General features: G+C 74.3%; 20 protein-coding genes. 8 read left to right on the forward strand and 12 right to left on the reverse strand.

Features of this window, described 5'->3' with window-relative positions; genetic code table 11:
- Positions 1-13: 13 nt before the first annotated feature.
- From ACFY3U_RS22150 to ACFY3U_RS22160, 3 genes are all read left to right on the forward strand, one after another.
- The gene (locus tag ACFY3U_RS22150) at positions 14-1,423 is read left to right on the forward strand and encodes a lytic murein transglycosylase (RefSeq protein WP_387204746.1); all 1,410 of its coding nucleotides are present in this window, start codon (positions 14-16) and stop codon (positions 1,421-1,423) included.
- Positions 1,424-1,495: 72 nt separating this feature from the next.
- Positions 1,496-2,506 (forward strand): GNAT family N-acetyltransferase, encoded by a 1,011-nt coding sequence (locus ACFY3U_RS22155; protein WP_387204868.1) that lies wholly within the window; start codon positions 1,496-1,498, stop codon positions 2,504-2,506.
- A gap of 95 nt (positions 2,507-2,601) precedes the next feature.
- Positions 2,602-5,874, forward strand: a complete 3,273-nt coding sequence (locus ACFY3U_RS22160; protein WP_387204749.1) for a lamin tail domain-containing protein — start codon at positions 2,602-2,604, stop codon at positions 5,872-5,874.
- Positions 5,875-5,958: 84 nt separating this feature from the next.
- Here ACFY3U_RS22160 and ACFY3U_RS22165 read toward each other — a convergent pair whose 3' ends face one another.
- The 6 genes from ACFY3U_RS22165 to ACFY3U_RS22190 form a co-directional block, all read right to left on the reverse strand.
- Entirely contained in the window at positions 5,959-6,519 is a 561-nt protein-coding gene (locus ACFY3U_RS22165) for a helix-turn-helix domain-containing protein (RefSeq protein ID WP_387204752.1), read from the reverse strand.
- A 628-nt stretch (positions 6,520-7,147) separates the two neighbouring features.
- Positions 7,148-8,131 (reverse strand): porphobilinogen synthase, encoded by a 984-nt coding sequence (hemB, locus tag ACFY3U_RS22170; protein WP_387204754.1) that lies wholly within the window; start codon positions 8,129-8,131, stop codon positions 7,148-7,150.
- A gap of 19 nt (positions 8,132-8,150) precedes the next feature.
- Positions 8,151-9,731, reverse strand: coding sequence for a uroporphyrinogen-III synthase (locus tag ACFY3U_RS22175; protein ID WP_387204757.1), 1,581 nt, complete (start codon positions 9,729-9,731; stop codon positions 8,151-8,153).
- Positions 9,728-10,723: a hydroxymethylbilane synthase gene (hemC, locus tag ACFY3U_RS22180; protein ID WP_387204760.1), complete on the reverse strand. Its 996-nt coding sequence runs from the start codon at positions 10,721-10,723 to the stop codon at positions 9,728-9,730. The genes ACFY3U_RS22175 and hemC overlap by 4 nt, the downstream gene beginning before the upstream one ends.
- Positions 10,720-12,066 (reverse strand): glutamyl-tRNA reductase, encoded by a 1,347-nt coding sequence (locus ACFY3U_RS22185; RefSeq protein WP_387204763.1) that lies wholly within the window; start codon positions 12,064-12,066, stop codon positions 10,720-10,722. Before ACFY3U_RS22185 ends, hemC begins: the two co-directional genes overlap by 4 nt.
- Positions 12,063-12,836, reverse strand: coding sequence for a redox-sensing transcriptional repressor Rex (locus ACFY3U_RS22190; protein WP_387204765.1), 774 nt, complete (start codon positions 12,834-12,836; stop codon positions 12,063-12,065). Before ACFY3U_RS22190 ends, ACFY3U_RS22185 begins: the two co-directional genes overlap by 4 nt.
- A gap of 421 nt (positions 12,837-13,257) precedes the next feature.
- Between ACFY3U_RS22190 and ACFY3U_RS22195 the strand changes: the two genes are divergently transcribed.
- On the forward strand, positions 13,258-14,562 hold the full coding sequence (locus ACFY3U_RS22195; RefSeq protein WP_387204768.1) for a sensor histidine kinase: 1,305 nt from the start codon (positions 13,258-13,260) through the stop codon (positions 14,560-14,562).
- A gap of 135 nt (positions 14,563-14,697) precedes the next feature.
- Positions 14,698-15,345, forward strand: a complete 648-nt coding sequence (locus tag ACFY3U_RS22200; protein ID WP_387204771.1) for a LuxR C-terminal-related transcriptional regulator — start codon at positions 14,698-14,700, stop codon at positions 15,343-15,345.
- 8 nt (positions 15,346-15,353) lie between these two features.
- Here the strand turns inward: ACFY3U_RS22200 and ACFY3U_RS22205 are convergent, their stop codons facing one another.
- Positions 15,354-16,004 (reverse strand): HAD family hydrolase, encoded by a 651-nt coding sequence (locus ACFY3U_RS22205; protein WP_387204774.1) that lies wholly within the window; start codon positions 16,002-16,004, stop codon positions 15,354-15,356.
- Positions 16,005-16,024: 20 nt separating this feature from the next.
- Positions 16,025-16,279, reverse strand: a complete 255-nt coding sequence (locus ACFY3U_RS22210) for a glutaredoxin family protein (protein WP_387204777.1) — start codon at positions 16,277-16,279, stop codon at positions 16,025-16,027.
- 636 nt (positions 16,280-16,915) lie between these two features.
- Between ACFY3U_RS22210 and ACFY3U_RS22215 the strand changes: the two genes are divergently transcribed.
- The 3 genes from ACFY3U_RS22215 (at position 16,916) to ACFY3U_RS22225 (ending at position 20,012) form a co-directional block, all read left to right on the forward strand.
- Positions 16,916-17,881 carry an ECF subfamily RNA polymerase sigma factor, BldN family gene (locus tag ACFY3U_RS22215; RefSeq protein ID WP_387204780.1) on the forward strand — a complete coding sequence of 322 codons (966 nt, stop codon included), beginning with the start codon at positions 16,916-16,918 and terminating at the stop codon, positions 17,879-17,881.
- 268 nt (positions 17,882-18,149) lie between these two features.
- The gene (locus ACFY3U_RS22220) at positions 18,150-19,034 is read left to right on the forward strand and encodes a DUF5667 domain-containing protein (RefSeq protein WP_387204782.1); all 885 of its coding nucleotides are present in this window, start codon (positions 18,150-18,152) and stop codon (positions 19,032-19,034) included.
- Between the two features lie 114 nt (positions 19,035-19,148).
- On the forward strand, positions 19,149-20,012 hold the full coding sequence (locus ACFY3U_RS22225) for an HAD family hydrolase (protein ID WP_387204785.1): 864 nt from the start codon (positions 19,149-19,151) through the stop codon (positions 20,010-20,012).
- Positions 20,013-20,037: 25 nt separating this feature from the next.
- Here the strand turns inward: ACFY3U_RS22225 and ACFY3U_RS22230 are convergent, their stop codons facing one another.
- The 4 genes from ACFY3U_RS22230 to ACFY3U_RS22245 form a co-directional block, all read right to left on the reverse strand.
- Positions 20,038-20,910 carry a lysophospholipid acyltransferase family protein gene (locus tag ACFY3U_RS22230; protein WP_387204871.1) on the reverse strand — a complete coding sequence of 291 codons (873 nt, stop codon included), beginning with the start codon at positions 20,908-20,910 and terminating at the stop codon, positions 20,038-20,040.
- Between the two features lie 275 nt (positions 20,911-21,185).
- Positions 21,186-22,259 carry an NAD-dependent epimerase/dehydratase family protein gene (locus tag ACFY3U_RS22235; protein ID WP_387204788.1) on the reverse strand — a complete coding sequence of 358 codons (1,074 nt, stop codon included), beginning with the start codon at positions 22,257-22,259 and terminating at the stop codon, positions 21,186-21,188.
- 120 nt (positions 22,260-22,379) lie between these two features.
- Positions 22,380-22,481 carry a 30S ribosomal protein bS22 gene (locus tag ACFY3U_RS22240; RefSeq protein ID WP_007465623.1) on the reverse strand — a complete coding sequence of 34 codons (102 nt, stop codon included), beginning with the start codon at positions 22,479-22,481 and terminating at the stop codon, positions 22,380-22,382.
- 217 nt (positions 22,482-22,698) lie between these two features.
- Entirely contained in the window at positions 22,699-22,908 is a 210-nt protein-coding gene (locus ACFY3U_RS22245) for a helix-turn-helix domain-containing protein (RefSeq protein WP_387204791.1), read from the reverse strand.
- Positions 22,909-23,005 lie beyond the last annotated feature (97 nt).

Raw genomic sequence — 23,005 nt, forward strand, 5'->3', positions numbered from 1 at the left:
TGATACTCGACCCGTGGCGAGCGGCGAGGACAGATCGACGGTGCGGCCCCTGCGTCCGGCGACCCCGCTCGGCGGGCCGCTGGGCAGTTCCGGAGCCGCCCCCGAGCCCGGCGGGACGACCGCGCCCGCCGCGATCCCCCGCCCCCGCCGACCGGTCCCCCCGGCCGACACCCCGACGGCGGTCCCTGCCGGCGGCACCGCCGGGCCGACGGGTGCCGGCGACGAGGTGTCGGCCTCGACCGTCCCGGCCCAGCCCCGCGAGCGGGACGACGACACCGCGACGGCCGCTCCCGAGGACCGGGCCGCACCGCTCGCACCGACGGCCGGCGACACCGCGAAGGCGGAGCCGGACGACACCGCGAAGACCGAGCCGGACGGCGATCCCGCGAGGGTGGAGCCGGACGGTGGTGCTGAGGCGGGTGGGTCCACGCCGCCCACCACCGGTGCGGCGGGCCGGCGGCGACGGGTGCCGTTCGCGCACGCGGTGCGGCTGCCCCCGCCCCGGCGGGCGGTGGTCGGCGCGGCGCGGGCCACCCGGGCCTGGTCGCGGCGGCCCAGCGGACGGGTGACCGTACCCGCGCTGTTCCTGTTCCTGCTGATCGCGACCACCGCGGCGGCCGGCGCGCTGGTGGTGCCCGCGGCCGTGCGGACGGCCGACACAGCCGCGCCGGAGGCCGCCGCGAGCGCCGGGCTCGGGGTGCCGTCGGGGCAGCCGACCGCGGCGCCGGCGGTGCCCGGCGCGCCGGTCGTACCGGGCGCCACCGCGCTGCCCAGCCTGCCGGCCGGCACCGCGCTGCCCGGCGGCGCGCTGCCGACCGGTTCCGCCGCGGGCGGGACGCCCGGCCCGGCCCGGCCCGCCGCCGCCCTCGCCGGCTGGGCCCGGACCACCGGGGCGAAGGTGGGCATCCCCCCGGTGGCCATGCAGGCGTACGGCTACGCCGAGCTGGTGCTCGCCCAGACCAACCGCAGCTGCCAGCTGAGCTGGACCACGCTGGCCGCGATCGGGTACGTCGAGTCCCGGCACGGAACGGCCAACGGCGCCCGACTGAACGCCGACGCGCGGGCCGAGCCGGAGATCATCGGTGACCCGCTGGACGGCCAGGGCGGCCGCTCGCTGATCAGGGACACCGACCGCGGCCTGTTCGACCGGGACACCGTCTACGACCGGGCGATCGGCCCGATGCAGTTCATCCCCACCACCTGGCAGCAGATCGGGGCGGACGCCGACAACGACGGCCGGAAGGACCCGCACGACCTGGACGACGCGGCGCTGGCCGCGGCCCGCTACCTGTGCGCCGGCGGGCGGAACATGACCATCCCCGGCGACTGGTGGGGGGCCATCCTCTCCTACAACGACGTGCGCCGGTACGCCCAGGACGTGTTCGACACCGCGAACCGCTACGGACAGGCCAGCCGCACGTGACGTGATCGGCCGCGTACTTTGCCGGACCGGACACTTCCCCCGGGCGGCCGTTGCCGGCAAGCTGGACAGGTGATGGTGCGCGAGTGGGATCCTCGGACCGCGTCGTCCGACGAGGTCACGTCGCTGCTGGACACGCTGAACGCGGTCCTGGCGGCGGACCTTCCGCAGGATCCCCCCTGGCGGGAGAGCTCGCTGCGGGAGTACCTCTCCGAGGTGATGCCGGGCGAGCGGCGGATCTCCTGGGTGGCGCAGGCCGGCCCGGCCGACGATCCCGGCCCGATCGTCGGCCACGTGCACGTGCTGCTGCTGGGCGACATCGGCGTGCTGGAAGTGCTGGTGCACCCCTCGGCGCGGCGCTCCGGGCTGGGCCGTGACCTGGTCCTGCTGGCCGCCCGCCGGGTCTACCAGGAGGGCTTCCAGTCGATCGGGGTCGAGGTGGTCGGCGACACGCCGGCAGTCGGCTTCTACGAGTCGCTGGGCTTCACCAGGGAGTACGTCGAGACCCGCAGCGTGCTGGACCTGGACGCGGTGGACTGGCCGGCGCTGGCCGTGATGTCCACCGGCGTCGGCGCCGGCTACCACCTGGAGTTCTGCCCGGGCGGCCCGCCGGACGAGCTGATCGAGGCGTACGCGCGGGCCAAGGCCGAGGTGCGCGACGTCGACGACCTGGAGCTGCGGCCCAGCTCGTACGACCCGCAGCGGCTGCGCGACAGCCTGGACACGCTGCACCGGCGGGGCATGAAGCCGTACATCGTGCTGGCCATCCACGAGCACTCCGGCGAGGTGGCCGGGCTGACCGAGGTGGTGGTGCCGGCCCAGCACCCGACCCGGGCCGACCAGTACGACACCATCGTCGCCCAGGACCACCGCGGCTACGGCATCGACCGGGCGATCAAGGCCCGGATGCTGCTGGAGCTGCGCTCGGCCGAGCCGGAGCTGAGCGAGGTGCAGACCTGGAACGCCCAGGCCAACGAGGCGATGCTCAAGGTGAACGCCGAGCTCGGCTACCGCCCCGACCGGGACTGGTGCGAGTACAGCGTGGACGTGGCCGAGCTGGTGCACCGGCTCGACCCCGCGCGCTGATCGGTCGTTAACCCCGCCGCCGTCCGACCGATGGACGGCGGACAGCATCGACGCTTAACGTGCATGGGTTCCCATCCACCCATCGTGGAGGCCCCATGCGCACGCGCCGCAGATTCGCCGCGCTCGCGACCGCCGCCGTCGTCACCATTCCGGTCCTCGGCATCGCTCCCACCGCGGCCATCGCCGCGCCCACCGACCTGTTCATCTCCGAGTACGTCGAAGGCTCGTCGAACAACAAGGCGATCGAGCTGTTCAACGGCACCGGAGCGCCCGTCGACCTGACCGCCGGCGGCTACCAGCTCCAGCTCTACTTCAACGGCGCGACCACGTCGACGAACATCGCGCTCACCGGCACCGTCGCGGCCGGCGACACCTTCGTCTTCGCCGCCAGCTCGGCCGCGCCGGCGATCCTCGCGCAGGCCGACCAGACGTACGGGTCCAGCCTGTTCAACGGCGACGACGCGATCGTGCTGCGCAAGGGCGGCACGGTGCTCGACTCGATCGGCCAGGTCGGCGTCGACCCGGGCACCGAGTGGGGCACCGGCCTCACCAGCACCGCCGACAACACCCTGCGCCGGCTGCCGTCGGTGACCGCCGGCGACACCGACCCGTCGGACGCGTTCGACCCGGCCGCCCAGTGGGCCGGCTTCCCGACCGACACCTTCGACGGCCTCGGCGCCCACGCCGTGGACGGCGGCGGCCCGGTCGACCAGCCGGCCACGCTCAACTGCGGCGGAGCGCTGACCACCGCGGCCGGCACCGCGGCCACCCGCGAGGTGACCGCGACCGACCCCGACGACACGGTCGTGGACCTGGCCGTCACCGGGGTCACCCCGGCGCCGACCGCCGGCGGGATCACCCGTACGGCGTTCACCCCGGCCGACGCGGTCGGCGGCACCGCCCGGGCCACCGTGACGGTGGGCGCCGAGGTGCCCGCCGGCTCGTACACGGTGACGCTGACCGCGACCGACGCCGACGGCGGCACCGCCCGCTGCACGCTGGCGGTCCAGGTGACCCGCGAGCTGACCGTCGGCGAGGTGCAGGGCCCGACCACCGACGCCGAGTCCGGCGACGCCGACCGGTCCCCGCTCGCGCCGGCCTCCGGCACCGGCACCAGCACCGCCCTGTACGACGTACGCGGTGTGGTCACCCAGCTGGCGCTGTCCAAGACGTCCTCGGGCGCCGACCAGCGCGGCTTCTTCCTGCAGAGCCGCAAGGGCGCCACCGACGGCGACCCGACCAGCTCGGACGGCATCTTCGTCTTCATGGGGTCGTTCACCTCGCTGATCGGCGGCTACGTGCCGACCGTCGGCGACGAGGTGGTGATCCGGGCCCGGGTGTCCGAGTACTTCAACCTGACCCAGCTCTCCGGCGCCTCGCTGGTCCGCAAGATCACCTCTGGCCTGGACGTGAACACCGACGTCGAGGTCACCGACGCGGTGCCGCCGGCGGAGCTGACCGACGCGCGTCGCTTCTGGGAGCGGCACGAGGGCGCCCGGCTGCGGGTGCGTGCCGGCAGCGGCGCGGTCAGCGGGCGGGACGTCTTCTCGTCCACCGCCGACTCGGAGATCTGGGTGGTCGACCGGGACGACCCGCTGCTGCACCGCGCCGACCCGTACGCCCGTCGGGTGTTCCGGGACTCGCACCCGCTGGACAACGACCCCCGGCGGTTCGACGACGGCAACGGCCAGCGCGTCATGCTGGGCACGATGGGCGTCAAGGCCACCACCGGGGACAGCACCGCTCTGCTGCCGCCGGCGCACACCTTCGACACCCTGAGCGCCGACGCGTACGGCGCGGTCTACTACTCCTTCTCGAAGTACGGCGTGCAGGTCGAGCAGGCCGAGTTCACCGCCGGGGCCGACCCGTCGAAGAACAACCCCCCGCAGGCCGCCGACCGGGCGCGGGAGGTCGCCGTCGCGACCTACAACGTGGAGAACCTGTACGACTTCCGGGACGACCCGTTCGACGGCTGTGACTTCACCGGCAACTCCGGTTGCCCCGGGGTCAGCCCGCCGTTCGACTACGTGCCGGCGAACGAGGCCGACTACCGCGAGCACCTGAACTCGCTCGCCGACCAGATCACCAAGGACCTGCACGCGCCGGACCTGATCCTGGTGCAGGAGGCCGAGGACCAGGACATCTGCACGGTCTCCGGCAGCGAGCTGGTCTGCGGTGACACCGACAACGCCGACGGCGCGCCGGACACCATCCAGGAGCTGGCGCTGGCCATCGCGGCCGACGGCGGCCCGGCGTACGCGGCCACGTACGACCGGACCGGCGCGGACGCGCGCGGCATCACCGCCGCGTTCCTGTACCGGACGGACCGGCTGTCGCTGGCCCAGGCCACCGCCACGGACCCGCTGCTCGGCACCGCGCCGACGGTGGACTACCGGGCGGCGGGCCTGGCGTCCAACGCGGACGTGCAGAACCCGAAGGCGCTCAACGCGGTGCTGCCCGCCGACACCGACACGTCGACCGGCAAGGACGGCAACAACGTCTTCACCCGGGCGCCGCAGCTGGGCAAGTTCGTGGTGAAGGCGGTGCCGGGTCGCAGCGAGTCCTACACCCTGTACGCGCTGAGCAACCACTACTCATCCGGGCCGGACAGCCGGGTCGGGCAGCGCACCGAGCAGGCCCGGTACGGTGCGGCGATCGTCACCGCGATCGAGAAGTCCGACCCGAACGCCCGGGTGATCTACGGCGGGGACCTGAACGTCTTCCCCCGCCCGGACGACCCGATCGCGACGGCCGCGAACCCGACCCCGTCGGACCAGCTGGCGCCGCTCTACGAGGCCGGACTGCACAACCTCTGGGACGACCTGGTCGCCGACGTGCCGGCGTCCGCCTACTCCTACAGCTTCCAGGGGCAGGCGCAGACGCTGGACAACCTGTTCGTCAACGACCGGCTGCACGACGACCTGGTGCAGGTGCGGGCGGCGCACGTCAACGCCGACTGGCCGGCCGAGTTCACCGGGGACGGGTCGCGCGGTTCCAGCGACCACGACCCGCAGGTGGCCCGGTTCCGCAGCCAGGCGTCGCTGCGGGTGGCCGACGCGTCGGTGGTCGAGGGCGACCGGGGCACCACCCAGCTGACGTTCAACGTCACGGTTTCCCGGCCGCTGTCCGAGCCGGCGCTGATCTGCGCCGCCACTGCGGGGCTGACCGCCCAGGCCGGTTCGGACTTCGACCCGTACCTGGGCTGCCGGACGCTGGCCGCCGGGCAGACCAGCCTGGCCTTCCCGATCACCGTCCGCGGTGACCGGCGGGTCGAGGCGAACGAGAAGCTCACCATCGCGGTCGCCGGGGTGCCCAACCTGCGGCTCGCCGACCCGCTGGCGATCGGCACCATCACGAACGACGACTGACGTTCGGGCGTATTGATGACGGCCCGTCGGCCCGGGGAACCTCCCGGCCGACGGGCCGTCGCTCGTCACGGGTGGTTCGGCCCGTCACCAGGCCGGTCGGGCCTGGGGCGGGGGCGGTTCGGCCCGTCGCCAGGCCGGGCGGACCGAAGGCGGCGGCGGATCGCTGCGGTACTTCGCCACCCGCACCTCCCACTGGCTGCGTCGGCGCATCGCGTCCCGGACGGCCCGGTCGCGGTAGAACGTCTCGGGCGGTCGGGCCAGGCCGTAGACGTCCGCCCACCACTCGCCCGGCTCCGGGTCGAGGATGGTGTCCAGGTGCGAGGGGTAGCGGCGCTCCGCGCCGTCCCGGATGTCCTCCCGGTCGCCCATCGGGATCAGCACCCGCCCGGCCTCATCGACCACCGCCAACCGCTGGCCGGCTACCGCGATGATGCGGCACAGCACCGTAATGCTCGGCGTCAACGAACCGCTCTCGATCCTGCCGATCGTGCCCGGATGCAGCCCCGCCTTCCGGGCGAGCTCCCGCTGGCTGGCGTCGGCCCGGCGGCGGATCGCGCGCACCACGCCCGCGACCGGCCAGGGCGGTTCACCGTCCCGCGCGCCGGACTCCGCGGACTCCCGGGTGGTCGGATCGGCATCATCCATGCCCACACCATGAAGCTCGACGCGTGCCCGCCGCGACCCCGCCCGCTCAGCCTGTGGACAACCAACGCGCCTGTGGAAAACCACCGCTGACCACCAGCCGTGGCGGATCACCCTGGGTGAGGGGCGGCCTGTTGGCGACGGAAATGACCGTGCGTAGTCAAGGAGTGGGGCCTGTCGCGACCCGTCCTTGGCCCTGACCGATGCAGAAGGCGCTGAGCAGGTAATTCTGCCGAGGGCGGGTAGCGGGCCGGCATGGCGGTCGCGACACTTTGCTCTGCTGCCACGGACGCGACACTCACCCACCGTGCCTGTCGCGTCCGTGGCAGCAGAGCAAAGTGTCCGAGACAGGGTGGGCGGCAGCCGCTGGCGCACTACGCACGGTGATCGCACCGTTCATCGCCACACATGCTCTGCCTACGAGCCGGGCACCTTGGCCGATCAGCCTGCGGAGCCTTCATCGGCGAACGGCCGCAAGACGGCGCGGACACCCGGCCGCCGGACCGGACGACCCCGGCCGCCGGACCGCGCGACCCCCGGCCGCCGGACCGGACGACCCCGGCCGCCAGCCGCCGGCCGGCACGCTGGCAGCGGCGCAACCGGCCCGGGACCAGGGGCTGGGGGGATCGGGTCAGTAGCGCTGGCGCAGCAGCTGGGCGGCCTCGACGGCCCAGTAGGTGAGGATGACCTGCGCGCCGGCCCGACGGATCGAGGTGAGCGTCTCCATGATCACCCGCTCGCGGTCGATCCAGCCGTTCGCGGCGGCCGCCTCGACCATCGCGTACTCGCCGGAGACCTGGTAGGCGGCGACCGGGACGTCCACTGCGGCCCGGACCGCCGACACCACGTCGAGGTACGGCAGGGCCGGCTTGACCATCACCAGGTCGGCGCCCTCGGCCACGTCCAGCTCGACCTCGCGCAGCGACTCCCGCAGGTTCGCCGGGTCCTGCTGGTAGGTGCGCCGGTCACCCTCCAGCGCCGACTCCACCGCCTCGCGGAACGGGCCGTAGAACGCGGAGGCGTACTTCACGGCGTACGCCAGCACGGAGACGTCCTGGTGGCCCGCGGCGTCCAGGGCCCGGCGGACCACGCCCACCTGGCCGTCCATCATCCCGGACGGCCCGACCATGTGGACCCCGGCGTTGGCCTGGGCCACCGCCATGTCGGCGTACGCGGTCAGGGTGGCGTCGTTGTCCACGGCGCCGTCCGGGGTGAGCAGGCCGCAGTGCCCGTGCGAGGTGAACTCGTCCAGGCAGAGGTCGCTCATCACCACGGTGGCGTCGCCCACCTCGGAGACCACGTCCCGGATGGCGACGTTGAGGATGCCCGCCGGGTCGATCCCGCCGGAGCCGGTCTCGTCCCGCTCCGCCGGCACCCCGAACAGCATGATCCCGCCCACGCCCGCCTGGACCGCCTCGGCGGCGGCCTTGCGCAGCGAGTCCCGGGAGTGCTGGAGCACCCCCGGGAGCGAGCCGATGGCCCGCGGCTCGGTCAGCCCCTCCTTGACAAACATCGGCACGACCAGCTCGGTCGGGTCGACGCGGGTCTCGGACACCAGCCGCCGCACGGCCGCGTTGCGACGCAGCCGGCGGGGCCGGATCTCGGGGTACGGCATGACGGGCCTCCCGGAACGCTCAGCGGAAGCGGAGGGCGGTCGGCCCCTGCACCTTCGAACCGCGGCGCTGCTTCGCCGGCATGGCGGCGAGCTTCTCGCGCAGCTCGACGGCGTAGGCGGCGAGCGCCTCCACCAGGTCGGGCACCGAGGCGTGCTGAGGCTGGACGTCGACCCGCAGGCCGAACTCCGTCGCGGTCTCGGCCGTCTTGGGCCCGATCACTGCAACCACGGTACGGGCGTGCGGCTTCCCGGCGATACCGACGAGATTGCGCACTGTCGAGGAGGACGTGAAGAGCACCGCGTCGAACCCGCCCGACTTGATCGCGTCGCGGATCTCGGCGGGCGGCGGGGCCGCCCGGACGGTCCGGTACGCGGTCACGTCGTCGACCTCCCAGCCGCGCTCGGTCAGCCCGGCGGCGAGGGTCTCGGTGGCGATGTCGGCGCGCGGCAGCAGCACCCGGCCCACCGGGTCGAGGATCTCGTCGTGCGGCGAGAACTCGGCCAGCAGCCCCTCGGATGACTGCTCGCCCGCGGGGATCAGCTCCGGCTGGATGCCGAAGTCGCGCACCGCGTCGGCGGTCGCCTCGCCGATGCAGGCGATCTTGACGCCGCCGAAGTGCCGGGCGTCCAGGCCGTGCTCGGCGAACTTCTCCCAGACCGCGCGGACCGCGTTCACCGAGGTGAAGATCACCCAGGCGTACCGGCCGTCGACCAGGCCCTTGACCGCCCGCTCCATCTGGGCGGGGGTACGCGGCGGCTCGACCGCGATGGTCGGCACCTCGCACGGGATCGCCCCGTACGCGCGCAGTCGGGCGCTCATCGCCCCGGCCTGCTCCTTGGTGCGGGGCACCAGCACCTTCCAGCCGTACAGCGGGCGGTTCTCCCACCAGCTGAGCTTGTCCCGCTGGCCGACGCCCTCGCCGACGGTGAGCACCACCCGGCCGGTGAAGCCGAGCGCCGCCGCGACGAACGAGTCCACGCTCGACGTGGTGGTGTACTGCGTCTCGCCGGTGCCGTCGCCGGTCACCCCGACGCCGGTCGTACCCTCCACCCCGGCGGCCAGCAGCCCGTCCCGGATCGCGGCCAGGTCACCAGCGTCCACGGCCAGCGCCAACGAGCCCCGGCCGACGGCCGCGGCCAGCGCCTCGAAGTCGAGCGTGGAGACGTCCTCCACGTCCGCGGCGGTGCGTACACCGGGCAGCGGCACACCCGCGTAGGTCGCCACACCCTCGGCCTGCCCGACCCCCGGCACCACCTCGAAGTGCGCGGCGGTACGCGCCACCGCCTGCACCTCCTTGACCACCGAGTCGTGCCCGAACGGGTCGCCGGCGACCAGGTGCACCGCGTTCTGCCCGGCGCGGGCCGCGGAGATCAGCACCTTGGCCACGTCGCCCGGCACGCCCTCGGCCGGGGTGAACTGAGCGTCGGACCTGGCCTGCGCACGGACGGCATCGAGCAGCGACTCGGGGACTCCCCGGTCGTACACCACCTGGTCGGCGTCGACCAGGGCGTCGTGCGCCCGGCGGGTCAGCAGGCCCGGGTCGCCGGGGCCGGCCCCGACGAACGCGATGCGGCCTACGGGCTTACGGGTGCGGGTCATTCTGTGCTCCCAAATTGCTGGGTCCCCGGGCCGGCCTGTCCGTCCTGGCCGAGGATCGAGTCGGCGCCGAGTTCGAGGAGCTCGGCGGCGAGTGCCTTGCCGATCTCCGCCGCGTCGGCGGGCGTTCCGGTGCGGGACAGCCGGAGGTCTCGGGAACCGTCCGGGCTGATCACCGCCCCGCGCAGGTAGATCTCTTGGACAACATCGCCCTCCGCGGCCGAGCCAGCGGGCTCACCTTCGGCGACGATGGCATAGGCGGCCACGGGCGCGCTGCACCCGGCCTCCAGGGTGGCCAGCAGCGCCCGCTCCGCGGTGACCGCGACGCGGGACGGTGCGTGGTCGAGCACCGCGAGCAGCTCGACCAGGTCCTGGTCGTCGACCCGGCACTCCACGGCCAGCGCGCCCTGGGCGGGCGCGGGCAGCATCAGCATCGGGTCGAGCGTTTCGGTGATCACGTCGGCCCGCCCGATCCGGGCCAGCCCGGCCCGGGCCAGGACGACCGCGTCGAGGTCGGCCTCCGGGCCGAGCACCCGCCGCAGGCGGGTGTCGATGTTGCCCCGGATGGGGGTGACCTCCAGCTGCAGCCCGAGAGCGTGCAGCTGGGCGATGCGGCGCAGCGCGCCGGTGCCGACGACGGCGCCCGGCGGCAGCTCGGCGAGGGTACGACCGCCGGTGGCGACCAGCGCGTCGCGCGGATCCTGCCGGGGCGGCACCGCCGCGATGTGCAGCCCGGCCGCCGCGGCGGTGGGCAGGTCCTTGTACGAGTGCACGGCGAAGTCGACCGTGCCGGCGGTCAGCGCGTCGCGCAGCGCGGTGACGAAGACGCCGACCCCGAGCCGCTGCACCGGGGCGGACGAGCGGTCACCGGCGGTGACCACCTCGACCAGCTCCACCTCGCGGCCGGTGGCCGCGGTCAGCGCCTCGGCGATCTGACCGGACTGGGCCATCGCCAGGGTGCTGCCCCGGGTGCCCAGGCGCAGCGGGGCGCTCATCGCTCTCCTCCGGTGGTGGGCGGTTCCTCGGCCACGTCGATCACGTCCGGGACGGTGTCGACCGGGGAGGTCTGCGGCACCTTGAGGTCGAACAGCTCGCGCAGCAGGGCCGCGTACTGGTCGCCGCCGGGCTCGGCGGCGAGCTGGCGGACCCGCACGGTGGGCTGGTGCAGCAGGCGTTGCACCACCCGGTGCACGGTGCGGGCCACCTCGGCGCGCTGCTCGTCGCTGAGGTCCGGCCGGCGCTGGGTGAGCCGGCGCAGCTCGGTGCTGACCACGTCGTCCGCCCGCCCGCGCAGCGCCGCCACGGTGGGTGCCACGTCGCTGCCGCGCAGCCAGGACAGGAACGCCTCGACCTCGGTCGTGACGATCCGGGTCACCTCGGCGGCGTCGGCGGCGGCCGGCCCGTCGGCGAGCAGCGCGGCCATCCGGTCGATGTCGATCACCTCGACGCCGGGCAGCTCAGCCACGCCGGCCTCGACGTCGCGCGGCACGGCCAGGTCCAGCAGCACGAGCGGGCCCCGGTCGGTGCCGCGCCGGGCCAGCGCCCGGGTCACCACGTCGCGGGTGAGGACCGGCTCGGTGGCCGCGGTGGCGGCCACTACGATGTCCACTGTGGAGAGGGTGTCGACCAGCTCGGCCATCGGCACAGCCGTGGCGCCGTACGACTCGGCCAGCCGGAAGGCCCGGTCGGCGCCCCGGTTGGTGACGGCGAGCGGGCGGGCGCCCAGCCGGGACAGCGTCGCCACGCTCAGCGAACCCATCGCGCCCGCGCCGACCACCAGCGTGGGCCGGCCGGCGAGGTCGCCGTCGAGGTGACCGGCGGCCAGGTCCAGCGCGGCGGTCACCACGCTCTGCCCGGCCCGGTCGATGTTGGTCTCGGCGTGCGCGCGCTTGCCGACCCGCAGCGCCTGCTGCATCAGCTCGTGCAGCAGCCGGCCGGCGGTGTCCGCCCCGGTCGCCCAGTGGTAGGCGTCCCGCAGCTGGCCCAGGATCTGCGCCTCACCGACCACCATCGAGTCGAGCCCGGCGGCGACCCGGAAGACGTGGTCCACCGCCGCGGAGTCGAAGTGCACGTACAGGTGGTTGGCGAGGGTGGCGGGCGGCGCGCCGGCCTGCTCGGCCAGTACGGCGCAGATGTCACCGAGGCCGCCGTGGAAACCGGACACCGCGGCGTAGACCTCGACCCGGTTGCAGGTGGAGACCAGCACCGCCTCGGCCACGTACGGCTGGGCGACCAGCCGGTCCAGGGTGCGGGTGAGTTCGGCGGGGGGCACCGCGAGCCGCTCCAGCGTGGCGACCGGGGCGGTGCGGTAGGACGCGCCGACGACGAGCAGTTTCACGTGCCGATCGCCTCCTGGGTGTCGGTGGCCGCGAGCCCGCCGGGCAGGGACGTGAGGGCGGACCCGCCGGCCGGGGCGGGCAGCGCGGTCAGCGACGCCTTGCGGTGCTCGTGGAAGGACAGGATCTGCAGCTCGATGGCGAGGTCGACCTTCCGGACGTCGACCCCCTCCGGCACCGAGAGTACGCACGGCGCGAAGTTGAGGATGCTCGTCACGCCGACGGCGACCAACCGGTCGGCCACCGGCTGGGCGGCCGCGGCGGGGGTGGCGATCACGCCGATCGCGATCCGCTCCTCGGCGGCGACCTCGGGCAGCTCGTCGACGTGCCGCACGACCAGCCCGTTGATCACCTCACCGACCCGGGAGGGGTCGGCGTCCAGCAGCGCGGCGATCCGGAAGCCGCGGCTGGCGAACCCGTCGTAGCCGGCCAGGGCGTGACCGAGATTACCCACGCCGACCAGGGCGACTGCCCGCCGCTGGGTGAGCCCGAGCACGTACTCGATGTGCTCGATCAGCAGCCCGACGTCGTAGCCGACCCCCCGGGTGCCGTACGAGCCCAGCTGGGACAGGTCCTTGCGGAGTTTGGCGGAGTTGACCCCGGCGGCGCCGGCCAGCCCCTCACTGGAGACCGTCTCGTGGCCGGCATCGGCGAGGTTGTGCAGGGCACGGAGGTATTCCGGGAGCCGCGCGACGGTCGCCTCCGGAAGGTCCGGGAGCGCCGGTACGGCACCGGCGCGGCCGGGCGCGCCATGGTGACGGTGCTGACTCATGAGACTCCGTGCGGTGCGATCCTCGGCCAACTCCGCTGGCGGGCCGTTTCGGGACCCCCGCCGTCGACCGGACTGACCGGGCATGCTAGCGGGGCGCGTCGGAACTACAGAGTAGGCGCTTGTGAAGACGTGCACAAATCGCGATCTTGCTGACTCGCGACGCCCCTCCACCAGCTCCTCCATTCCACAAGATCGATCCGGCGGCCTCCGCCGGCGCCGCTCGGCGATTATTGCTCAATCCCGACTTCTCTGACCAATCGCGCGGGCTTCGTCGCGCTGTGTCACCGTGACCGGCGTGACGGACGCCGCTCTCCCCGGCCGGACGCCCGCAGCCCGGGGGCGGGCGGGTAGGGCCAGCACCACCACGCAGAGGCCGGTTCGCCGGATGGGCCCGGACCGCCGGATTTCCTAGCCTCGAACCATGACCGCCACCACTCTCGCCGCTCCGGCCGCCCCGGCCGCACCGGCACCCAACCTGGTCCGCCAGCTCCTGCGCGACTCCACGTACGTCCTGGTCGGTTTTCCGGTGGCCCTGGTCGGCTTCGTGGTGCTGGTGGTCGGCACCGCGCTGAGCGCCGGACTGGCGGTCACGGTGATCGGGCTGCCGATCCTGGCCGCCACCCTCTACACCGCCCGGGGGTTGGCCGACATCGAGCGGCTGCGGCTGCCCCCCGTGCTCCGCCAACCCCGGGTACGCCCCGTCTACCGGGCGCCGGAGCCCGGGGCCGGACTGTGGCGGCGGATCTTCACCCCGATGCGGGACGTGCAGTCCTGGCTCGACCTGGCGCACGGCATCCTCAGCCTGGTCGTGGCGGTGGTCACCTTCGTGGTGACGCTGACCTGGTGGATCGGCGCGCTCACCGGCACCCTCTATCCCGCGTACGACTGGGCCATGCCCTACGGACCGGACGACGTCGGGCTGCCCGAGCTGCTCGGGATGGGTGACTCGGCCGCCGCCCGGATCACCCTGTACACCGCCATCGGACTGTTCTTCCTGCTCACCCTGCCGCTGGTGGCTCGCAGCTGCGCCCTGCTGCGGGGCGGTCTCGCCCGGGTGATGCTCACCGGGGTGGCCGAGATGCGCAACCGGATCATCACCCTGGAGGACCAGAAGCGGGCGGCCGCCTCCGCCGAGGCGACCGCGCTGCGCCGGCTGGAACGGGACATCCACGACGGCCCGCAGCAGCGGCTCGTCCGGCTGGCGATGGACCTCGGCCGGGCCCGCGCCCAGCTCGGCACCGATCCGGCCGCCGCCGCCCGCACCCTGGACGAGGCGGTCACCCAGACCCGGGACACCCTGGCCGAGCTGCGCACCCTGTCCCGGGGGATCTCCCCGCCGATCCTGGTCGACCGGGGCCTGCCGAGCGCCCTGGCCGCGCTCGCCGCGCGGGGACTGGTTCCGATCGAGCTCGCCGTGGACGAGCGGCTGGGCACCCCGGCCGGCCGGCTCGACCCGCAGGTGGAGACCACCGCGTACTTCGCGGTCGCCGAGGCGCTCACCAACGTGGCGAAGCACAGCGGGGCGACCCGGTGCCAGGTCGGCGTGACCCGGGACGTCGACCACCTCGCCATCGTCGTGGGCGACGACGGTCGGGGCGGCGCCCACCTGGCCAAGGGGCACGGCCTGGCCGGCCTGGCCGACCGGGTCCGGGCCGCCGGCGGCACCCTCGACGTGGTCAGCCCGGCCGGCGGCCCGACCGAGGTCCGGGCCACCCTCCCGATCTGACCACGCCACCAGGCCTGCGCCGCCCTACCGCCGGGCCGGGGCGGGGCCGGCGCGCCGGAGCCGGCGGGGGCGCGGACGGCAACGCGCCGCGCCGGGGCGGGACAGGTCACCGACGGCGTGGTAGAAACCGGCACCATGCGGGTGCTGATCGCCGACGACGCCGTACTGCTCCGGGAGGGCCTGGCCCGGCTGGTCACCGAGGGCGGGCACGAGGTGGTGGCGGCCGTCGGCGACGGGGACTCGATGGTCGCCGAACTGGTCCGGCACCGACCGGATGTCTCGGTGGTGGACGTGCGGATGCCACCGTCGCACACCGACGAGGGGCTGCGCGCGGCCGTCCGGGCCCGCCAGCTGGTGCCGCGTACGCCGATCCTGGTGCTGTCCCAGTACGTCGAGGTGGCGTACGCCGAGGACCTGCTCGCCACCCCCGGTGGCGGCGGCATCGGTTACCTGCTCAAGGACCGGGTGGCCGCGATCGACGAGTTCCTCGACGCGCTGGGCCGGGTGGCGGCCGGCGGCACCGTGCTCGACCCGGAGGTGGTCGCGCAGCTGCTGGTCCGCCGCCGCCGGGACGACCCGCTGCGCGAGCTGACCCCGCGCGAGCGCGAGGTGCTGGCCCTGATGGCCGAGGGCCGCTCCAACACGGCGATCGCCCGGGCGCTGGTGGTCAGTGACGGCGCGGTGGAGAAGCACGTGCGCAACATCTTCACCAAGCTCGGCCTGCCCCCCGACACCGACCAGCACCGCCGGGTGCTGGCCGTCCTCACCCACCTGCGCGCCTGACCCCCGGGTCAGGGAAGGGCGCGGGCCAGGGCGACGGCGGCGGTCAGGGTGTCGGCGGTGGGGTGCTCGGTGCGGCGCAGGCGCGCCGGGTCGGAGAGGCCGCCGGTGTAGAGGACGCAGGCGGCGCCGACGCTCCGGGCCGCGTCCGCGTCGTCGGCGGAGTCGCCGATCAGCACCACCTGGTGGCCGGCCAGGCCCAGCTCGGCCAGGTGCTTGGCCAGCCACTCGGCCTTGGGTCCACCGCCGACGGCGGCCCGCAGCCCGTCGATCCGGGTGAAGTGGTCGGTCAGGCCGTAGGTGTGCACGGTCGGCACCAGCTCGTCGTGGAACCACATGGACAGCAACGACTGGCTGCCCGGCCAGGCCGCGATCGCAGTGGTGGCGTCGGCGGCCAACGCGCAGCTGGTCAGCCCGGCCCGGTACGCGTCGTGGAAGATCCGGTCCAGCCGGCCGAACGCCTCGTCGTCGACGGCCCGGCCGAGCATCTCGGCGTAGTAGTCGGCGATCGGCCGGCGGAACCGCACCCGGTGCTCGTCGGCGTCGACGGTCGGCCCGCCGGCGCTGGCGAACGCCACGTTGGTGGCCCGGACCACCAGGTCGAGGTCGTCGAGCAGGGTGCCGTTCCAGTCCCACACCAGGTGGTGGCGCGCAGGGGTCATGGCAGCACGATAGGGCGCGGTCACAGCTGCGGCGTGGTGAGGTCCCGCAGCAGCCGGTCCTCCTCGACCCGCCAGTAGCCGTGCTCCTTGCCGTCCAGCAACACCACCGGCAGCCGGTCGCCGTACTCCCGCTCCAGCTCGACGTCGCCGGTGACGTCCTTCTCCACCCAGCGGTCACCGGTGACCGCGACGACCCGGTCCAGCGCCGCCCTGGCGTCCTCGCAGAGGTGGCAGCCGGGACGGGTGATCAGCGCGAGCCGGGCGTCAGTGGACATCGGGCACCTCCGTGGGGTCGGACCGCGGCGCGGTCGTGCGTACCGTGCGTCGACCGGGACGGCTCGTCGCCGGCCGGGCCCGGAACCCGGACCAGGGTACGCGCGCGGCGGCCGGGCGGCCGGCCGCGACGACCGGCATCGGGTACGCCCGGACAGTCTCGCCGGTCCGGCGGCCCGGCACACCCCGGACGGCCGAGCCGGGCCGCAGCGACCACCGGCGCCGCGACCCCGGCAGGGGCCAGACCTTCACCCGACACGCCGAGCGAGGGGATATTTCCCCATCGATACGGACGTTCCACTCGGGATCAAGCCTCGACGTGAAAGTCAACCGCACACGACGGACAACCGGTCCGCCATCGGTGCGACGGGCGGGGAAATACTTCTGCCCTGTGTAACGGACTTGCCACGCCTGGGTGACGTTGGCCCTATCATCACTCGGGTCAGCTCACCCCATTTGCCGTGAGTCGACACCCCTCAGCCCGAGGAGGCCCCCGTGCCTGTTAGCGCATTGGACCAGCACCTCAAGGGGATCTGCCGTACCCCGGCACCCCCCCGCACGGCCTCGCCCGCCCCGGGCGGACGGGACGCCACGGCGGCCCGTCGCCGCCCGGTCACGGCCCGGACGGGGGAGGCACGGTGACCACCTTCGGTTACGCCGAACGCCCCGCCGGCCTGACCGGCCCGGCTCCCCGCACCCCGGTGAACGAACGGCTGGAGGCGGGCCGCACGGACGGCGGCGGGCACCGGGTCCACCAGCGTCCACACCACAACGAGGCACCGACCCGACCACTGGTGCCGGGCGGGAACGCCGCGCCGGCCGGCCGGGTGGCCGCACCGTCCCGCCCGACCATGCCGGCGCAGAGCCGGCGGCTCGGCGAACCGGCCCCGACCACGGACTCCGCGGGCACCGAGACCGCGATCCTGCCGGCGGTGACCGGCGAGACCGCCGTCCTGCCGGTGATCCCGGCCGGCGACACGGCCGTGCTGCCCGCCGTCCCGACCGCCACCGGGTTCCCCAGCCGGCCCGACCCGTCCGACCCGGCCACCGAGGTCTGGGGGCTGGTGGAGCGGGCGCAGGCCGGCGAGTCCGAGGCGTTCGGGCTGATCTACGACCGGTACGTCGACACCGTCTTCCGCTTCGTCTACTTCCGGGTCGGCAACCGGCAGCTCGCCGAGGACCTCACCTCGGACACCTTCCTGCGCGCGCTCAAGCGGATAGGCAGCTTCACCTGGCAGGGCCGCGACCTGGGCGCCTGGCTGGTCACCATCGCCCGGAACCTGGTCGCCGACCACTTCAAGTCCGGCCGGTACCGGCTGGAGGTGACCACCGGGGACGTGCTGGACGCCGACCGCGAGGACCGCGGGCCGGAGGGCAGCCCGGAGGCGGCGGTGGTCGAGCACATCACCAACGTCGCCCTGCTGACCGCCGTCAAGCAGCTCAATCCGGAGCAGCAGGAGTGCATCGTGCTGCGCTTCCTCCAGGGCTTCTCGGTGGCCGAGACCGCCCGCGCGATGGGCAAGAACGAGGGTGCCATCAAGGCCCTCCAGTACCGCGCGGTGCGCGCCCTGGCCCGGCTGCTCCCGGACGGCTTCCAGCCCTGACCGCCGCGACACGCCGACGCGGGCCGGCAGACTACCGCAGGATTCGCACCGGCGATCACGCTTCGTGATTTCGACCCCGGCCTCCCCGTAACCCGCAGCCGCCGCGGACCGTTTCTCCGGGTGCGACCAGTGGTCGACCCGGCGTTCCCCGGGCCACCCGGTCCGGTCAGCGCGGTCGGTGCGACATGCCGGCCGTCGGTCCACTGCCACCGGTCGCGGGGAAACACCGCGGCCGGACGGTCGCGGCCAGCGAGAGGGGGTGCCCACGGTGGAAAACGACCTCTTCTCCCGTCGGCGGGCCGCACGTTTCGCCCAGCTTCTCGACGAGGCGAACGGCACCCGCCGGCACCACGTCCGGTCCCGGGCCGACCGGGAGCTCACCGCCCTGGTGGCGGTCGGGCGGCAGCTCACCGCCGAACGACCCGAGGCCCCGCTGGTCGCCGAGTTCCGGACCGGCCTGCGGGCGATGCTGGTGGCAACCGCCGAGCGCGAGGGAATGGGCACCCGCGAGGGAATGGGCACCGCCACCGGGGCGTCGAGCCAACCCGCACCCACCGCCCGCCCGGGCATGCTCGGCGGGATCGCCGGGCGCCGGGCCCGGGCGCGGGGCGCGATCCTGGTCGGCATCGCCGCCGGCGCGATCGCCGTCTCCGGCATCTCCGCCGCCAGCGAGAACGCGTTGCCGGGCGACGCGCTGTACGGCATGAAGCGCTCCACCGAGCGCGCCCAGCTCGCCCTGGCCAGCTCGGACATCGGCCGCGGGCAGCTCTTCCTCGACTTCGCCCGGACCCGGCTGGACGAGGCCGCCACGCTCCGCGCGGACGCGGCCGGCTTCAGCGCGGTGCTGGACGACATGGACGCCGACACCCGGCAGGGCGTACGGCTGCTCACCACCACGGCCGTGCAGCGCTCCGACCCGGCGGCGCTGGACGCGGTCAACACCTTCGTCACCGGTCAACGGCGCGCGGTCGGCGGGCTGACCGACGGGGCGGGGCGGGCCGAGCGGGAACGCACCCGGCGCTCGCTCGCCCTGCTGGACGCGATCCGCAAGCGCTCGGACGGGCTGCGCGCCGCCATCGCCTGCGACCTGCCCAGCCCGATCGGCAGCGACGCCCTCGGCCCGGCGCCGGCCACCTGCCCCGCGGCACGCTGAGCCGCTTCCCGCTGCCGGGCACACCACAGTTCTCCGTCGGTCGGCCATGGGCGTCCCGCGCCCCGGCTAGGCTCGGGTGCGGGGAACGCCGCTGACCGTACGGAGGGAGGTGCCATGGCCCGCAAGGTCACCGTCAGCACCGACGTCCACGGGCACACCGCGGGCTGGGCCGACGCCGAGCCGCCCGCCGTGCCGGCCGAGCCGGACCGCAGCGCGGCTGCGTTCTTCGACGTGGACAACACGATGATGCAGGGCGCCTCGATCTACTGGTTCGCCCGGGGGCTGGCCGCCCGCAACCACTTCACCACCGGTGACCTGGCCCGGTTCGCCTGGCAGCAGGCCCGCTTCCGGCTGCTGGCCACCGAGCACGCCGGCGACATGTCGCAGGCCAAGGAGGCCGCGCTGACCTTCATCCGGGGCTGGCGGGTGGACGAGATGGAGCGGCTCGCCGAGGAGATCTTCGACGAGCTGATGGCCCCGCGGATCTGGGCCGGCACCCGTCGGCTCGCCCAGCGACACCTCGACGCGGGCGAGCGGGTCTGGCTGGTCAGCGCCGCGCCGGTGGAGATCGGCCGGGTGATCGCCAGCCGGCTGGGGCTGACCGGGGCGGTCGGCACGGTGGCCGAGGTGGTCGACGGCGCGTACACCGGGCGGTTGGTGGGTGACCTGATGCACGGGCCGGCGAAGGCCGAGGCGGTCACCCAGCTCGCCGCGCTGGAGGGGCTGGAGCTGTCCCGCTGCGCGGCCTACAGCGACTCGGCCAACGACCTGCCGATGCTCTCCGCGGTCGGCCGGGCGGTGGCGATCAACCCGGACGGCACGCTGTTGCGCCGGGCCCGTGAGCGGGGCTGGGAGGTGCGCGACTTCCGCACCGGGCGGCGGGCGGCCCGGATCGCCGTACCGTCGACGGCCGCGGCCGGGCTGCTGGCCGGGGCGGTCACCGCCGGGCTCGCCGCGCACCGCCGCCGCCAGCCGTAGCCACGCCGACCCGCCGGCGGGTCGGTCAGGGGCCGAACGGGTCGGGACGGCGTTCCAGCAGCTGGTGCAGCGTCTGCTGGATGGTCTCCCGGACCTGGTCGGCCAGGTTGAACACCACCAGCGGGTCGTCCGCGGAGTCGGTCAGGTGCGCGGTCGGGATCGGCGGGCAGAACTCGATCAGCCACTTGCTCGGCAGCGGCACCATGCCCAGCGGCCCCAGCCACGGGAACGTCGGCGTGATCGGGAAGTACGGCAGCTTGAGCAGCCGGGCCAGCGGCTTGATGTCGGCGAGCATCGGGTAGATCTCCTCGCCGCCGACGATGGCGACCGGCACGATCGGCGTCCCGGTGCGCAGCGCCGCCGAGACGAACCCGCCCCGGCCGAAGCGCTGCAGCTTGTAGCGGTCGGCGTAGAGCTTGCCGACGCCCTTGAAGCCCTCCGGGAACACGCCGACCAGCTCGCCGTTGCCGAGCAGCCGTTCCGCGTCCGGGTTGCAGGCCACCGTGCCGCCGGTCTTGCGGGCGAGCTCGCTGACCACCGGCATCCGGAACACCAGGTCGGCGCCGAGCAACCGCAGGTAGCGCCGCTGCGGGTGCTGGTCGTGCAGGGCGGCCGAGAGCACCAGCGCGTCCAGCGCGACCGTGCCGGAGTGGTTGCCCACCACCAGCCCGGCACCGTCGGCGGGCACGTGCTCCAGGCCGGTCACCTCGGTGCGGAACCAGTCCCGGTAGAGCACCCGCAGCAGCGGGTGGAAGACCGAGCCGGTGAGGTCCGGGTCGAAGCCGAACTCGTCCACCTCGTAGTCGCCGGACAGCCGGCGGCGCAGGAACGCCAGCCCGGACGCGACCTTGCGGTCCCAGTGGTCGCCAGGTCGGTCCGGCACCGCCGGCCCGTCCAGGCCCGGCTCGTCCGGCGCGTCCAGGTCCGGCTGGTCGACCGGCAGGTCGGGATCGTCGGTGGACAGGCCCGGCGCGTCGACCGGCAGGCCGGGCACGCCGGGCTCGTCGGTGGACAGATCCGGCTCGTCCGGCTCAACGGCCAGCGGATCGGGGGCGGCGGCCGGCGACGTGGGCCGGTGCCCGTTGCGCCGCGCCGGCGCCGCGTCCGGGGCGGGCACGGTCAGCGGTACGTCGTACCGGCCGTCGGCGCCGTCGCGCCGCTCGTCGGCGGCGCTCACGAGCGCTCCCGTACGGCGGAGCGGACCTGCCGGATGCCGTCCAGCACCAACTGCTCCGCCGCGGCCAACTGCTCCCGGTCGAGCACCGAGCCGCCGTGGTGGGCCCGGATGAAGTCGTCGAACGCGGCGGCGGTCGAGCGCGGGGTGAAGCCGTACTCCCGCTCCAGCCGGCTGGTGTCGACCACCCGGCCGTGCACGAAGAGGTCGACCTGGTCGAGGCCGTAGCGGCCGAAGCCCAGGTTGCGGGCGATCGACGCGGCCCCGGACAGCCCCGGCTCCAGCACCGGCAGGGCCACTCGGCCGGCCCGGCGGATCGCCTGGGACAGCGACAGCACCCCGGGCCCGGCGACGTTGTACGTCCCCGGGTGGTCCTCGACGATGCTGCGGTGCAGCACCTCCAGCGCGTCGTCGAAGTGCACGAACTGCAGCCGAGGGTCACGCCCGAAGACGGTGGGCACCACCGGCTGGGAGAAGTAGCGGGTCAGCGTGGTGTCGGCGGTGTAGCCGATGAACGGGGCGAAGCGCAGCACCGTCGCGGTCACGTCGGGACGGCGGCGGCGGAAGCCGCGGACGTACCCCTCCAGGTCGAGGATGTCCCGGCCGAACCCGCCGCGCGGCACCTCGCGCGGCTCGGTCTCCTCGGTGAACACGGCCGGGTCGCGGAACGACGCGCCGTACGCGGCGGTGGACGAGCGCACCACCAGCTTGCGCAGCCGCGGCGCGCGCTGGCAGGCGGCGAGCAGCTGCATGCTGCCGATCACGTTCTGGTCCTTCATCGCCGCCCGCCCGCCGTGCTGCGCGTCGGGGGCGCTGACCAGGGCGAGGTGCACCACCGCGTCGACGTCCAGGTCGGCGAGCAGGCCACCGAGCGAGCCCAGGTCGAGCCGGACCCGCTCCACCCGGTCGAGCAGGTCGGTCACCTCGGGGCCGGGGGTCGCCGGGTCCACCCCGATCACCCGCTCGATCCGCGGGTCGGCGGCGAGCCGGGCGGCGACGTGCGCACCGAGGTAACGGCCGACCCCGGTGACGACGACGACCCCCGGGGCACCTGGGGTGCCACCGAGGGTCATCGCGTACGCCCTGACCGGCAGACGGGATCGAGCCGGAACATCCGCGGCCTGATCACCTGAGCCTCCGAGGGTCGACAGTTGGCAGGTGGTGCCGGTGCCGGGCGCTGGCCCGGCACCGGATCACTTGCCGAGACGGCGACGCTGGACGCGGGTCTTGCGCAGCAGCTTGCGGTGCTTCTTCTTAGCCATGCGCTTGCGGCGCTTCTTGACCACCGAGCCCATACGACAGCCTTTCAATGGAACGTGCGGGGCGGACGGGCGGCGCCACTGAGGTGGCGCCGGTGACCGCTTGCGGACAACGGCCCGGACCAGCCTGGTGGTGTGGGGGCACACCTACGAGCGATCACGGACCGCTCCAGGGTAGCCGGAGAGCGTCAACAGGACCAACGCGCCCCCGTCGGGGCCCGCCCGGTGCGTGGTCGGCGGGCCTCGACGACCGTCAGGCGGTCTCCTGGAAGGCGCCGCGCAGGTAGTCGTGCACCGCGTGCTCGGGCACCCGGAACGACCGGCCGACCCGGACGGCGGTGAGCTCCCCGCTGTGCACCAGGCGGTAGACCGTCATCTTCGACACCCGCATGACCGCTGCCACCTCGGCGACGGTCAGGAACCTGACATCAGACAGTCGCCCGTCGGACTGCGACCCGGCCATGGCTCACCGCCCATCCCATGCCCGGCGCGTGCCGGGCGCCGGAGAGTGCGTCCGGGGCGGCAACGCGCGTGTTACCAGTACGGTAGCGGGGCGGCTG

Origin of the sequence: Micromonospora sp. NPDC000089, from assembly GCF_042899365.1 — a bacterium.
In the GTDB taxonomy this organism is placed as follows: domain Bacteria; phylum Actinomycetota; class Actinomycetes; order Mycobacteriales; family Micromonosporaceae; genus Micromonospora.